Raw genomic sequence first — 14340 nt, 5'->3', positions numbered from 1 at the left:
GCGGTCCGCCCCCAGGATTTCGTGATCATGGCCTCGACCATTCAAAGCCCTGCTGCCACTTTACGCGCCGCCTGGATCGCCCAAGCGCAGGCCAGCCCCTGGATCACCTTCAGCCTCGCTGCTGCTGCAGCCGCGGTGCTGCTTCTGCTGGTGGCGGGCGGCGTTAGTGCATTTCAGAGCGATGACACGGACAACGTTCGCTACGCGCTGCTCGGCGGCACTGCCGGTTTTGTCGCGACGGCTTTTGGCGCGTTCCTGGCGATCGGTCTGCGCGACATCTCTACCCGTACACAGGACAGCATGCTTGGTTTCGCAGCTGGAATGATGCTGGCGGCGAGCGCGTTCTCGTTGATCCTGCCGGGCTTGGCAGCCGGCCGTGAATTGTTCGGCAGTGGTTCGGCGGCGGCTCTGACTGTCGTCGTCGGCCTGGGTTTCGGCGTGCTGTTGATGCTTGGGCTGGATTACTTCACACCCCATGAGCACGAGAGCACGGGCCCTTGCGGGCCGGAGTGCGAGCGCTTTAATCGAGTCTGGCTGTTCGTCCTTGCCATCGCGCTGCACAACATTCCCGAAGGCATGGCCATTGGTGTCAGCTTCGCCAATGGCGACCTTAGTGTTGGCCTGCCGCTGACCACTGCCATCTCCATTCAGGACATTCCGGAGGGGCTGGCTGTCGCGCTGGCATTGCGCACGACGGGGCTGTCTGCAATGCGGTCGGTACTGGTCGCTGCGGCTTCCGGGCTGATGGAGCCAATTGGCGCGTTGGTGGGTATCGGCATGTCGAGCGGGTTCGCCATTGCCTATCCCATCAGCCTTGGCTTGGCTGCGGGCGCGATGATCTTCGTGGTTTCCCATGAAGTCATTCCGGAAACCCATCGCAACGGACATCAGACGCCCGCCACCTTGGGATTGATGGTGGGCTTCGCGGTGATGATGTTTCTGGATACCGCGCTGGGGTGATGCAGGCGGTGTCGTCGGCCTTGGAGATCGATGGTCGTCAGGGTTTATCGGGCTCGGTGCGCATGACCAGCTCGACGCGCCGGTTACTGGCCCGGCCGCGTTCATCGGCGTTGTCGGCAATCGGGCGAGTGTCGGCATAGCCGGTCGCGCTCAAGCGCGTCGCTTCGATATCGGCCAACTGCAGGTAGCGCACCACGCTGCTGGCGCGGCTGGCGGAGAGCTCCCAGTTGGAAGGGAAGCGTTCGGTCTGGATTGGCAGGTTATCGGTGTGGCCTTCGACGATGATTCGATAGCGGCCTGCGGCGAGGGTTGGCACCAGGCGATCGATTACGTCCAGGCCCGCATCTTCCAGCTCTGCCCGACCGGAGCCAAACAGTATCTCGCTGCTGATGCGAAAGCTGATGCTGCCATCGTTGACGATTACCTCGATATCTTCGCCTAGCGCTAGGTCCGCCACCGAGCGGGCTACCTCATCGGCTTCGGTTTCCACATCGGTCGCCGGCGACGGTACCGGGGCGATGGATGGGATGGGCGAGGCTGAAGACTGCAGTGCCACGACCTGTTCGCCAGCAGTCAGCGACGCAGCCTCGAGCGCTGTCTGTTCGTTCTGCTTGGCATCCCCTTTACCCGCCATGGCCAGCATGATGACCAGCATGACCAGCAGCAGCGTGAGCATGTCCAGGTAGGTCACCAGCCAGGCTTCCTGCTCCTCCTCCCGTTGCGGCTCGATATGCCATCTGGCAAACCGGCTGCCCTGTGGCCCGCTCACCCTCAATCACCCTGCGGTTTGACGCGCGGCGCGACGGGGGTGCCGTCGCGGATCTCGTCGTCATGGTGGGCAATGAATGACTTCAGCGTTTCTCGCATGTAAGCGGGGCTGCGGCGGTTGCACATCATCGAAATGCCCTGCATCACCAGGTTCATAAGTGCCACGCGCTGCTCGGTGCGCCGTTCCAGCTTCACGGCGACCGGCTTGAGAATCAGGTTGGCCAGCAACACACCATAGAAGGTGGTCATCAATGCGACCGCGAGGCTGCGGCCGATCAGATCCATGTCGCCACTGCCGAGCATGAACATCAGGTTGATCAGTCCCACCAGCGTGCCGATCATGCCGAATGCCGGCGCATAGCTGGCCATGGCGCGAAACAGCTGCGCCTCGGCGTTTTCACGGGCACGCAAACGAGCGATCCGCCATTGCAGCACGTCCAGGATGTCCTCTTCCGGCGTATTGTCGATCACCAGCTGGACGCCCGTGCGTAGAAACGGATTACTGACCTGCTCGACTGCCTTTTCCACGGCGACGAGATCTCCGCTGATCCACAGTCGGGATATCTGAACCAGCTCATCCAGATCCTGACGGGTATACAGCCGCTCGTTACGCATTACGGTCCATATCAGCCCGAATACCCGCGTGACCTCGCGTAATGGGTAGCTGATAAAGGTGGCCGCCAATGTGCCGACCAGGACGATGCCAAGGCTGGGCAGGTCGATGAACATTGCAGGTTCTTTGGCTGCAAAGAGCATGACGACAGCGAGCAGGCCGATGCTCGCGAGGATGCCGATCAGGGTGGAGGGATTCATCGAGACTCCGCTGAAGGGGGCAATGCACAAAGCGCGCGATGATAGCAGCCGGTCTGGATGCGCGGCTGACCTGGGTCAGGCCCGGATCAGCCGCGGTGCTTGCGCTTAGAGATTTTCCAGCAGCCGCCGCGCGGCTTCCTGCCCACTGAGCCAGGCACCTTCCACCCGACCGGACAGGCACCAGTCGCCGCAGGCGTACAGGCCTAAACCAGCGTCGGCCAGCGCGTTCCACTCATGGGCCTGCGCGGGCCGGGCATACAACCAGCGGTGAGCCAGCGTAAATTCCGGGGCCGGCACCACGCAGTCGATCAGCTCCGCGAAAGCGCCATGCAGACGCTCGATGACTTGCTCTTTGGGCAGATCCAGATGCTGACGGCTCCAGCTGCTGGTGCCATGCAGTACCCAGGTGTCGAGGTCGCCGTTGCGTCCGGGCTTGCTGCGGTTGCGCGCGATCCAGTCCAGTGCATCGTCCTGCACGAAGCAGCCTTCCAGGGTCGTACTCAACGGTGTGGCAAAGCCCAGCGCGACCGCCCACGTCGGCTCCATCGCCACGCTGGCTGCGACCGCGGCTAGCTTGGGCGCGCTCGACAGCAGCGCGGCCGCCTGCGGTGCCGGAACCGCAACCACCACCTGACTGAAAGGTCCGTGACTGGTGCCGGTAGCATCGACCAGGGTCCAGAACTGCTCGCCGCGAAATACCTCGGTGATCCGGCAACTGAACGTGACCGGCATCTCGCCCAGCAGGCCGCGGGTAATTGCGCTCATGGTTGGCGTGCCGACCCAGCGCAGCTGCTCGTCGGCCGAGGGTTTCAGCTGTCCGTCGCGGGACTGGAAGAGGGTGGGTGTCCATTGACCTACCCAGCCTTCGGCCTGCCATTGGTGTACGGTTTCGGTGAAGCGCCGATCGCGCGTGGTGAAGTACTGCGCCCCGAGATCCAGCGAGCCCGCGTCGCTGCGCTTGCTGGCCATGCGGCCGCCGCTACCGCGGCTTTTGTCGAAGAGGTGTACGGCGTGCCCGGCATCGCACAGGGTGCGGGCTGCCGACAGACCTGCGATTCCGGTTCCGATGATGGCGATTGGAGCCTTGCTCATGATTACCTCGTATGCTGGTGCCATCAGCTGCACTGACGAAACGCCGCGCAGCATGATTTCATGACAAGCGTTCGATAGCGCTTGAGCCTGCTCATCCTCGGACAGACGCCGGTGTTTGGCTAGAGGGTTTTGCTGCAATGGGGCAACCATCCGACGGTTTTCAGTGTTGCAGACTGTCGGTGCTCTCCCCAGACGTATGAGGCAATCGGCCTGCCGTGCACCGCGCCTGCAGCCAATGGTTGTAAGTTGCTGATAAGCCGGTACAATGGCGCCGCTCGCCGCCAGGCGAGTTTTGTTATGGTGGGCCCTGCCGGTCCCCTCGCAACGATCAGCCGTGAACCCGGTCAGGCCTGGAAGGGAGCAGCCGCAGCGGTGACATTGTGTGCCGGGGTGTGGCTGGTAGGGTTCACCTCCATAACGACTTCCCGGTTTCTCTCCCTCCTTGTTTAAAACACGCTGACGCCTACACGGGCTCGGGTGCATTCGTACGTCTGCCGTTCTGTCTTTGGCATGCCGCTCACTGCGAATGCTAGGACTTTACCTATGCCTCGCCCCCCCCCCCCGGCGGCTGGCTCAACCTTGTATCCTGCGCAGCATTTTCAAAAGACGTGAAGTGCCTTTATCTGTTTGAGGAGCATGGGTTTGTCTGTCAAAGCGAAGTGGGACATCTTTTGCGCTGTCGTGGATAACTTTGGCGACATCGGCGTCACCTGGCGCCTGGCCCGACAGCTGGCGGCAGAGCATGGCCAGGAGGTGCGGCTCTGGGTAGACGATCTGGTCACGTTCGCTCGGCTCTGCCCTGCGGCCAATGCCAACGCCGAGCAGCAAACATATGAGGGCGTTGATGTCAGGCTCTGGCCCAAGACGTGGCCAGGTGCTGATCCCGTCGATGTGGTCATCGAAGCGTTTGCCTGCAGCTTGCCTCAACCGTACATCAATGCGATGGCTGCGAGCGGCCGGCGAATCCTCTGGTTGAATCTAGAGTACCTGAGCGCCGAGGATTGGATCGTCGGCTGCCATGCACTGCCGTCACTTCAGGCGAACGGACTGCAAAAGTACTTTTTCTTCCCCGGCTTTGAAGCGCAGACCGGCGGCCTCATCCGTGAGGCTGATCTGATGCTGCGGCGTGCGGAGTTCCAGGGTGATGTGGCGCAGCAGGCTGATTTTCTCGCTACGCTGGGGGTGGTGCGAAAGCCGGGCTCACGCCTGCTTTCGCTGTTCGCTTATGAGAACCCTGCAGTTGCGGGCTGGCTGGACGCGCTAGCGGCTGATTCGCACGTCAATCAGCTGTTGGTTCCAGAGGGGCGGGTACTTGGTGATGTCGCCGCCTGGCTCGGTTTACCAAAGGTGCAAGTTGGTGAGCACCACCAGCGCGGCAGTCTTCAGCTGAATATCGTGCCGTTCATGACCCAGGACGAGTACGACCTGCTGCTGTGGAGCTGCGACTTCAATGCGGTGCGGGGCGAGGAGTCTTTCATTCGCGCCCAGTGGGCCGGCCGACCGCTGGTGTGGCATATCTATCCTCAGGAAGACGACGCCCACTGGGACAAGCTCAATGCCTTCCTCGATCTGTACGCGCATGGACTGCCGACGGCTGCTGATGTCGCGCTGCGAGGATTCTGGCGAGCTTGGAACATGGGGGAGGGCGCGGGCGAGGCTTGGCACGCTTTGATGCGGGAATATCCGGCGCTGCTCGCGCACTCCCAGGGCTGGACGCACGAACAGGTAGCCAATGGCGACCTGGCCGGAAAGCTGGTGTTTTTTTACACAGATTGGCTATGATACGCGGCCTGTTTTTTTGTCTCTAATTCCCTTCGGATATTTCGTATGAAAACCGCACAAGAGTTCCGTGCCGGCCAGGTGGCCATCATCAACGGCGCACCCTGGGTCATCCAGAAAGCCGAGTTCAACAAGTCCGGTCGTAACAGTGCCGTGGTCAAGATGAAGCTGAAGAACCTGCTCAACGGTTCGGCTACCGAGACCGTTTACAAGGCTGACGACAAGCTGGAGCCGGTCATCCTCGAGCGTAAGGAAGTGACCTATTCCTACTTCGCCGACCCGCTGTATGTGTTCATGGACGACGAGTTCAACCAGTACGAAATCGAGAAAGACGATCTCGAAGGCGTAATGACCTTCATCGAAGACGGCATGACCGACGTCTGCGAAGCCGTTTTCTACAACGACAAGGTGATCTCCGTCGAGCTGCCGACCACCATCGTTCGCGAAATCGTTTACACCGAGCCGTCCGTCCGTGGCGACACCTCCGGCAAGGTTATGAAGACCGCTCGCCTGAAGAACGGTGCCGAGCTGCAGGTTTCCGCTTTCTGCGAAATCGGTGACTCGATCGAAATCGACACCCGTACCGGCGAGTATAAGTCCCGCGTCAAGGCCTGATAGGCCTCGCAGACCGCTCGAAAAAAGCCCGGCCCAGCGCCGGGCTTTTTTGTGCGCACTATCGGGTGGATGGTGAGTGCACGAACTGGTGGGCTGAAGCCCACCCTACAGCGTTATAGCCCGCCCTCTGTGCCGAACCGCTCGTGCGTAGGGTGGGCTTCAGCCCACCAAGGATCGCTCGGTGACGCAGCTGACAGGGCCTACCTTCACAGCGTCGCAGCTGCGATGCCTTAGTTCCCGACACCAAGACGGCTGTTGCCAAAACCGTCAGTTGGGGCGCAGCTGCTTCAGTGTCTCGGCGATCATGAAGGCCATTTCCAGCGACTGATCGGCGTTGAGTCGCGGGTCGCAATGGGTGTGGTAGCGATCACTGAGGCCGGCCTCGGTGATCGGCCGCGAACCACCGATGCACTCGGTCACGTTCTGACCGGTCATCTCAATGTGTATGCCGCCGGGATAGCTGCCCTCGGCACGGTGTACATCGAAGAACTGGCGGACTTCGGCAAGCACCTTCTCGAAGTCCCGAGTCTTGTAGCCGCTGGAGGCCTTCATTGTATTGCCGTGCATTGGGTCGGAACTCCACAGCACATGGCGACCTTCGTTCTGCACTGCACGCACCAGTCGCGGCAGGCCAGCTTCGACCTTGTCGGCACCCATGCGTACGATCAGATTCAGGCGGCCCGGATCGTTCTGTGGGTTGAGGATGTCGATCAGGCGGATCAGCTCATCGCTGTCCATGCTCGGCCCGACCTTCACGCCGATGGGGTTGCCCACGCCGCGTAGGAACTCGACATGCGCGCCGTCCAGCTGACGCGTGCGGTCACCGATCCACAGCATGTGTGCGGAGCAGTCGTACCAACCGCCGCTGAGGCTGTCCTGGCGGACGAATGCCTGCTCGTAGTTGAGCAGCAGCGCCTCATGGGCAGTGAAGAAGCTGGTTTCGCGCAACTGCGGTGCGCCATCAAGGCCGCATGCCCGCATGAATTTCAGTGTTTCGTCGATGCGTGCGCCGAGCTGGTGGTACTTCTCGGCCAGTAACGAGTTGGCGATGAAGTCCAGGTTCCACTGATGCACCTGGTGCAGGTCGGCAAAACCGCCTTGGGCGAAGGCGCGCAGCAGGTTCAGGCTGGAGGTCGACTGGTGGTAGGCCTGCAGCAGGCGCTCCGGGTCCGGCACGCGGCTTTTTTCATTGAAGTCGATGCCATTGACGATGTCGCCACGGTACGCCGGCAAGGTCACGCCATCGATGGTCTCGTCGCCGGCCGAACGCGGCTTGGCAAACTGACCGGCCATGCGTCCCACCTTCACTACCGGGCAGCCGGCGGCAAAGGTCATGACGATGGCCATCTGCAACAGCACCTTGAAGGTGTCGCGAATCTTGGTGGCGGAGAATTCGGCGAAGCTCTCGGCACAATCGCCGCCCTGGAGCAGAAACGCACGGCCCTGGGTCACCTCGGCAAACTGCCGCTTCAGCTCGCGCGCTTCGCCGGCGAATACCAAGGGTGGCAATCCGGCCAAAGTATGTTCGACGCGCTTGAGATGGTCGGCATCCGGGTATACGGGCTGTTGCTGGATCGGCTTGCTTCTCCAGCTTTCGGGGCTCCACGCGTCGTTCATGATCGTTCCAATTCCTAAAAAGTGCGGCGATTTTACCTGAAGCGCTTGGCCCCCGGAGATAGCGATGGCCTATAGGCCTGCGTAAGATGCGCTTCGCCGAAACACCGGTGATCGGATAGCTGTGGAGCACATTGATGGACAAAGAGGAGCGTTTGCTCGCCGAGGTGCATGACGCGTTCGGGCTCATTCGCGTGCTGGAAGTGGGGGAGTATCGCTTCCTGGAGTTTGGTGCTGCGATCGAGCAGAGCTGCGTCTTCACAGCCGATCCCGCCTGGCTGGAGTATGACTACACCCGCGCCATGCTGCTGGGCGGGCTTTGTCATGCGGAGCCGGAGACGGCGCTATTTCTCGGGCTGGGCGGAGGCAATCTGACTCAGGCTTGCCTGCAGTTCCTGCCGCTGGAGGACGTCGAGGTCATCGAGCTGCGTCCGGCGGTGCCAGAGCTTGCGATGCGCTATCTGGGCCTGCAGAACGACTCGCGCCTGTACATTCGTATCGGCGATGCAACCGAGTTGCTGGATACCGCCGAGAGTTCCGACCTGATTTTCGTCGACCTGTACAACGACGCGGGCCCGGATGCCGCGCATCTGGCCTGGTCGTTCCTCAAGCGCTGCCAGGAGAAGCTCAACCCTGACGGCTGGCTGATCATCAATCAGTGGGGCACCGACGATGACCGCCCCCTTGGTGCGGCATTGCTGCGCGGCCTCTATCACCGGCACTACTGGGAGTGCTCGGTGAAGGAGGGCAACGTGGTGCTATTGGTGCCGGCGGATCTCGATCAGCAACTGGATATGGTCGGGCTGCGTCAGCGCGCCGAAGCGCTTGCGCCACGTCTTGGCTATTCGCTCGAATCACTGATTGGGGCGCTACGGCCTGCGAGCTGATCGCTGCGCCAAGCTGGCGCGTCGGCTGCTATGACGTGTCGATGCGCTTTCTATCGCCGTAGCGCCCGTGTTGCCGAGGTTTGCACCAGGCGGTCGAGTATGTTCGACATCATCAGCGGGCCGCCAAAGCTTTAGGAGCCGCGCCCCGTTATGAAGACAGGCCGCAAGCCTATCAAAGCAACAGCTTCGCCCCGAGGTCGGGCCTCCCACAACAGCAGAGAGCGCTTACCAACCTCGTAGGAGGCGCGCCCCCGCGGCGATGGCAGGCTGCAAGCCTGCCAAAGCAAAAGCTTCGCCCCGAGGTCGGGCCTCCCACAACAACGCCAGAGTGCACACCAAACCGCAGGAGGCGCCCCCCGCGGCGAATGGAGGCTGCAAGCCTGCCAAAGCAGGAGCTTCGCCCCGAGGTCGGGCCTCCCACAACGGCACCAGAGTGCACACCAAACCATGGGGGGCGCGCCCCCGCGGCGATGGCGGGCTGCAGGCCTACCAAAGCAAAAGCTTCGCCCCGACACCGGGCCTCCCACAACAGCACCAGAGTGCACGCCAAACCGTAGGAGGCGCGCCCCCGCGGCGAATGGAGGCTGCAAGCCTGCCATAGCAAGAGCCTCGCCCCGAGGTCGGGCCTCCCACAACAGCGCCAGAGTGCCCACAAAACCATGGGAGGCGCGCTCCCGCGGCGATGGCGGGCTGCAGGCCTACCAAAGCAAAAGCTTCGCCCCGACACCGGGCCTCCCACAACAGCACCAGAGTGCACGCCAAACCGTAGGAGGCGCGCCCCCGCGGCGAAAGGCAGGCTGCAAGCCTGCAAGAGTGGGCCAGGGGTGATCACTAATCGCCCCTGTAAAATACACGCACAGCGTCACGTTAATCCGGTATAGTACGCGCCGGCTGCAAACCAGCCTGCGTTCAGGTACTGCAACACACGAAGCGCTGCTTCGGCTGCTGTCCGCTTCGAGCGGGCTATCCTTGACGATTCATCATTCATTCGTTTTCGCAACCCCGCCGACCAGGCTGCCAGGGTGACCCTCGGGTTTTACACGGCATGCGCAGCTTCGGAACAATGGGTCTTGCGGAGCATCAGAGACAAGACCCATGACCCAAGAAATCGGCGGCTTTGCCGCACTCGGTATTCACTCCGCTGTTCTGGCTGCCATCAGTGCAGTTGGCTACGAAGAGCCATCTCCCATCCAGTCCCAAGCGATCCCGGTGATCCTTGGCGGCCACGACATGATCGGCCAGGCACAGACCGGCACGGGCAAGACCGCTGCCTTCGCACTGCCAATCCTGTCGAAAATCGATCCCGCTCGTAAGGAAGTGCAGGCACTGATCCTTGCGCCGACTCGCGAGTTGGCGTTGCAGGTCGCAACCGCATTCGAGACTTATTCCAAGCAGATGCCTGGCCTGACCGTCGTCGCGGTCTATGGTGGCGCACCGATGGGCCCGCAGCTCAAGGCCATCCGCCAGGGCGCACAGGTCATCGTTGCGACTCCGGGCCGTCTGGTCGATCACCTGAGCCGCAACAGTGGCCTGCTGTCGACCATTCGCTTCCTGGTACTCGACGAAGCGGACGAGATGCTCAAACTGGGCTTCATGGATGACCTCGAAGTGATCTTCGAAGCCATGCCGGAAAGCCGTCAGACTGTTCTGTTCTCCGCCACGCTGCCGCATTCCATTCGCGCGATTGCTGAAAAGCATCTGCGTGAGCCGCAGCACATCAAGATCGCCACCAAGACTCAGACCGTCGCTCGTATCGAGCAGGCGCACCTGATGGTCCATGCCGATCAGAAGATCCAGGCTGTACTGCGTTTGCTGGAAGTCGAAGAATTCGACGCGCTGATCGCATTCGTGCGCACCAAGCAAGCCACCCTGGATCTGGCCGCCGCGCTGGAAGCCAAGGGCTACAAGGCCGCTGCACTGAATGGCGATATCGCCCAGAACCAGCGTGAGCGCGTCATCGAATCGCTCAAGGACGGGCGCCTGGATATCGTTGTAGCCACCGACGTGGCGGCTCGTGGCCTCGACGTGGCACGCATCACCCACGTATTCAACGTGGACATGCCCTACGATCCGGAGTCCTATGTGCACCGTATCGGCCGTACCGGCCGTGCTGGTCGCGAAGGTCGTGCTCTGCTGCTGGTTACCCCGCGTGAGCGCCGCATGCTGCAGGTCATCGAGCGCGTGACCAATCAGAAGGTAGCCGAGGCTCGCCTGCCCAATGCTCAGCAGGTGCTGGATGCGCGCATCAAGAAACTCACCAACAGTCTCGCGCCGCTGGTAGCCGATGCTGAAGCCACCCACGGTGAGTTGCTCGACAAGCTGGTTGCCGACATCGGTTGCAGCCCGCGCGCGCTGGCCGCTGCGCTGTTGCGCAAAGCCACCAATGGTCAGGCCCTGACCTTGGCCGAGGTGGAAAGAGAGCAGCCTCTGGTTCCAACCAGCAGCCCGCGTGAGCGCACCGAGCGTTCGGATCGTCCTGAGCGTACTGGTGACCGCGAGCGTCGCGCTCCCGTCCCGCTGGCCGAAGGCCGCGCCCGCTGCCGTACTCCGCTAGGTGCCCGTGATGGCATCGCCGCCCGCAATTTGCTCGGCGCCATCCTGAACGAAGGCGGCCTGGCCCGTGAAGCCATCGGCCGTATCCAGGTGCGCGACAGCTTCAGCCTGGTCGAGCTACCGGAAGACGGCCTTGAGCGCCTGCTTGGCAAACTCAAGGACACCCGCGTCGGCGGCAAGCAGCTCAAACTGCGTCGTTATCGCGAAGATTGAGTGCATCCTAGGTAGATGAGGAGGCGGGCTTAATAGCCCGCCTTTTTTATATCCAAAAAATGCTCAGTGCTTATCAAGCTTCGCCCCGAGGTCGGGCCTCCCACAACAGCAGAGGGTGCGCGCCAAGCCCATAGGAGGCACGCCCTCGCGGCGAAAGCAGGCTGCAAACTGCGAAAGACAGAAACTTCGCCCCGAGGTCGGGCCGCCCACAACAGCAGAGTGCGCGCCAAGCCCGTAGGAGGCGCGCCCTCGCGGCGAAAGCAGATCGCAGAGCTGCCAGCAAGCAATTGGCGTCGGGATTTAAAGCCAAACCGCATCCCAGTGAGGGTAATCACCAACGCGTTCTACCAACCTCGCGCGCAAGGGATTGGCGACGACGTACCGCGCAACAGTCACTAAATCCTCCTCGACGCGTAGCGCCCTGTCATGAAAACCATCCTGCCAGACGCGCGTGCCCAACCGCCGGGCTGATATCGACTTTACCCTGCCAACCAGTTCGGATAACGATCCTTCATGAAGTTGCAGTAGCCAGTGCAGATGGTCGGGCATTACCACAAACGCCAGCGTCTCATGCGACCCCCGCCGGGCATCCTCACGCATGGTAAGTATCAACGTACGAGCAGCCGAGAGATCATCGAAAACCCTGGCCCTGCCCAGGGTTACCGCAGTTACCAGATAAACCTGATTGACGACTGAACTGCGACCTCGCCGTAATCGACTGGATGCTGCATAAGCTTCCTTGCTCATTTCATCTCCTTTCAAAATGGCTTTATCTAAGGTCGATCTCGCCCCGAGGTCGGGCCTCCCACGACAGCAGAGTGTGCGTACCAAACCCGTAGGAGGCGCGCCCCCGCGGCGAAAGGCAGGCTGCAAACCTACCAAATCAATAGCTTCGCCCCGAGGTCGGGCCTCCCACAATGGCAAAGCGTGCACACCAACCCGTAGGAGGCGCGCCCCCGCGGCGAAAGGCTGGCTGCAAGCCTGGCCAAAGCAGAAGCTTCGCCCCGAGGTCGGGCCTCCCACGACAGCAGAGCGTGCGCACCAACCCCGTAGGAGGCGCGCCCCCGCGGCGAATGGAGGCTGCAAGCCTGACCAAAGCAAAAGCTTCGCCCCGAGGTCGGGCCTCCCACATGGCAGAGCGTGCATACCAAACCCGTAGGAGGCGCGCCCCCGCGGCGAATACAGGTCAACGACCTGCTCAGACCTTTCAATTCCCTCGCCATGCAAAGTAGGACCCGCTCGTCAATCCCGCTCGGGCTGTTCAAACTCTGAACAACATGCTACAAACGAGCGAACCCGAATGATCTAGCCGCTTGAAAACGAAGGGAAAACCATGACCAAGTCGGAGTTGATCGAGCGAATCGTCACCCAGCAGGGGCTGCTTTCGTCGAAGGATGTCGAGCTGGCCATCAAGACCATGCTTGAGCAAATGGCTCAGGCTTTGGCCACCGGCGACAGAATTGAGATCCGTGGCTTCGGAAGCTTTTCTCTGCACTACCGCGCGCCCCGCGTCGGCCGCAATCCGAAGACCGGGCAATCCGTCAGCCTTGATGGCAAATTCGTTCCGCATTTCAAGCCGGGGAAGGAGTTGCGTGACAGGGTCAATGAGGACGAGTAACTAGGCCGCTGGGCGCGATACCTGCGTTATTGGCATATAAAAAGTTGTCACAAAGCATCAGCCCCACTGAACTTTCGGCCTCTCATGCGCACAAAATCCGGTTAGCTTGCCCTGCAGTGAAGGGCATACATACAAGGACTTCGCATGACTGTGCAGCAATCTACTTCGCCTAATGACGAGATCGATTTGGTCGAGTTATTCCGCGCGCTTTGGCGGCAGAAAGTCTTGATCGCCGGTATCGCATTGTTGGTCACCGCACTAGCGGCCATCTACGCCTTCACGGCTACGCCGTACTTCCAAACCCGCACTTATCTTCGGCCCGTGCCACAGAGCAATCTTGATCAGCTCAATGAGACGGGCATCTACAAGCTCACCCCGGAAGAAGCCATCAGTCGCGTCGCCGGCGGCCTGTCGTCCTACGATAATCGCCTGGAATTCTTCATGAACAACCAGGAGCTGTTTCCGAACATCACCAAGGACGGCGGCTCGTTGGAGCAGGCCTTCGCCGAGTTTAATGACGAAGCTTTCGAAATGTTGTTTCCGGACCCAAAACGTACGGATAACCGCAGCGCTTTCGTTGGCTTGAAACTTATATACCCGCAGGGTGTGGCCGGCGCTTCGGTAGTGAATGGCTTCGTCGCCTACGTACTGGATTTGGAGCGCCGGGCAATTTCGGACGATGTGGAAAGCCTGATCAACAACCGGCTGGCCAGTCTGGAAAAGAATATCGATGCGCAGCGCGCAAACTACAACGCTTCCAAAGAGGCAAAGATCGCGAAGTTGCTTGAGGATGCCGCGCTTAAGCGTGCCCAGCTACAGGATGAGCTCTCCAGTCTGCGCGAGGAACTCAAGACGCGGCGGACCAACCGGATTCAGCAGCTGAGCGAGGCGATCTCGATAGCTGAATCGTTGGGCATCAGCAAACCTACCAGCCCATCAGGGATGTCCGAGTCGGCGCGTGGAGGCACGCAAGTCATCCGCACTGAGGTGACCAATCGGGAGACTCCCCTGTATTTCATGGGCACCGAAGCGCTTACCGCCGAACGCGACGCGCTTGCCGCCAGAAAGTCGGATGACTTCGTCGAGCCCCGTATTGCCGAGATTCAGTCGGAGCTGGCGATGCTAAAAAATAATCGTGAGGTTGAAATACTGAAAGGGCGCGAAGGTGAAGATCTTTACCTGACCAACCTGGCGCAGCTGCGCGAGGAGGCAGCTCGCCTTAAGGGTATCAAGCTCGATACTGAACGGCTGCGACTCGTTCGACTCGATCAACCCGCCCTGGATTCGTCCAAGCCGATAAAACCTAAAAAGGCGATGATCCTTGCGTTGGGGCTGGTGCTCGGTGGCATGCTCGGCATCTTTGTTGCCCTCGTGCGCAGCCTTGCAAGTCGCGGGGCCGAGCAGCAAGTTTAGCTCTGTCTGCGGCGC

The 14340-nt window shown here is 61.1% G+C and carries 12 protein-coding genes and 1 other RNA gene; 8 read left to right on the top strand and 5 right to left on the bottom strand.

The annotated features are described in order from the left end of the window. Nucleotides 1–27 precede the first annotated feature (27 nt). Complete coding sequence (locus tag CXK91_RS16570) at nt 28–960, top strand: ZIP family metal transporter (RefSeq protein WP_103457205.1); 933 nt, start codon at nt 28–30, stop codon at nt 958–960. A gap of 37 nt (nt 961–997) precedes the next feature. Here CXK91_RS16570 and CXK91_RS16565 read toward each other — a convergent pair whose 3' ends face one another. The 3 genes from CXK91_RS16565 to CXK91_RS16555 all read right to left on the bottom strand — a co-directional run bounded on the left by CXK91_RS16565 (nt 998) and on the right by CXK91_RS16555 (nt 3633). Continuing rightward, a complete protein-coding gene (locus tag CXK91_RS16565; RefSeq protein WP_103457204.1) occupies nt 998–1729 on the bottom strand; it encodes an OmpA/MotB family protein in 732 nt (243 codons plus the stop codon). Between the two features lie 2 nt (nt 1730–1731). After that, a complete protein-coding gene (locus CXK91_RS16560; RefSeq protein WP_058064701.1) occupies nt 1732–2541 on the bottom strand; it encodes a motility protein A in 810 nt (269 codons plus the stop codon). Between the two features lie 105 nt (nt 2542–2646). After that, a complete protein-coding gene (locus CXK91_RS16555; protein WP_103457432.1) occupies nt 2647–3633 on the bottom strand; it encodes an NAD(P)/FAD-dependent oxidoreductase in 987 nt (328 codons plus the stop codon). Nucleotides 3634–3941: 308 nt separating this feature from the next. On the opposite strand from CXK91_RS16555, the gene ffs reads away from it, so the two are divergent. The 3 genes from ffs (at nt 3942) to efp (ending at nt 6027) form a co-directional block, all read left to right on the top strand. Continuing rightward, an RNA gene (ffs, locus tag CXK91_RS16550) (signal recognition particle sRNA small type) lies at nt 3942–4038 on the top strand. Between the two features lie 237 nt (nt 4039–4275). Next, the gene (gene earP, locus CXK91_RS16545) at nt 4276–5415 is read left to right on the top strand and encodes an elongation factor P maturation arginine rhamnosyltransferase EarP (RefSeq protein ID WP_103457431.1); all 1140 of its coding nucleotides are present in this window, start codon (nt 4276–4278) and stop codon (nt 5413–5415) included. Between the two features lie 45 nt (nt 5416–5460). Further along, the gene (gene efp / locus CXK91_RS16540; protein WP_003280508.1) at nt 5461–6027 is read left to right on the top strand and encodes an elongation factor P; all 567 of its coding nucleotides are present in this window, start codon (nt 5461–5463) and stop codon (nt 6025–6027) included. 267 nt (nt 6028–6294) lie between these two features. Here efp and CXK91_RS16535 read toward each other — a convergent pair whose 3' ends face one another. Next, complete coding sequence (locus CXK91_RS16535; protein ID WP_103457203.1) at nt 6295–7644, bottom strand: class II 3-deoxy-7-phosphoheptulonate synthase; 1350 nt, start codon at nt 7642–7644, stop codon at nt 6295–6297. A gap of 134 nt (nt 7645–7778) precedes the next feature. Here CXK91_RS16535 and CXK91_RS16530 point away from each other — a divergent pair, with 134 nt between their 5' ends. Continuing rightward, a complete protein-coding gene (locus CXK91_RS16530; protein ID WP_103457202.1) occupies nt 7779–8528 on the top strand; it encodes a spermidine synthase in 750 nt (249 codons plus the stop codon). 1095 nt (nt 8529–9623) lie between these two features. Continuing rightward, on the top strand, nt 9624–11294 hold the full coding sequence (locus tag CXK91_RS16525) for a DEAD/DEAH box helicase (RefSeq protein WP_103457201.1): 1671 nt from the start codon (nt 9624–9626) through the stop codon (nt 11292–11294). Between the two features lie 300 nt (nt 11295–11594). Here the strand turns inward: CXK91_RS16525 and CXK91_RS16520 are convergent, their stop codons facing one another. Beyond that, nucleotides 11595–12041 (bottom strand): REP-associated tyrosine transposase, encoded by a 447-nt coding sequence (locus CXK91_RS16520; protein WP_103457200.1) that lies wholly within the window; start codon nt 12039–12041, stop codon nt 11595–11597. Between the two features lie 586 nt (nt 12042–12627). Here CXK91_RS16520 and ihfB point away from each other — a divergent pair. Both ihfB and CXK91_RS16510 read left to right on the top strand, forming a co-directional pair. Then, on the top strand, nt 12628–12912 hold the full coding sequence (gene ihfB, locus CXK91_RS16515) for an integration host factor subunit beta (RefSeq protein ID WP_003280517.1): 285 nt from the start codon (nt 12628–12630) through the stop codon (nt 12910–12912). A 144-nt stretch (nt 12913–13056) separates the two neighbouring features. After that, nucleotides 13057–14325 carry a Wzz/FepE/Etk N-terminal domain-containing protein gene (locus tag CXK91_RS16510; protein ID WP_103457199.1) on the top strand — a complete coding sequence of 423 codons (1269 nt, stop codon included), beginning with the start codon at nt 13057–13059 and terminating at the stop codon, nt 14323–14325. Nucleotides 14326–14340: the final 15 nt, after the last annotated feature.

The organism is Stutzerimonas stutzeri (assembly GCF_002909485.1).
Lineage (GTDB): Bacteria > Pseudomonadota > Gammaproteobacteria > Pseudomonadales > Pseudomonadaceae > Stutzerimonas > Stutzerimonas stutzeri_AH.
Note: the sequence above shows the minus strand (reverse complement) of the source record. Positions and strands in the feature narration are given on the sequence as shown.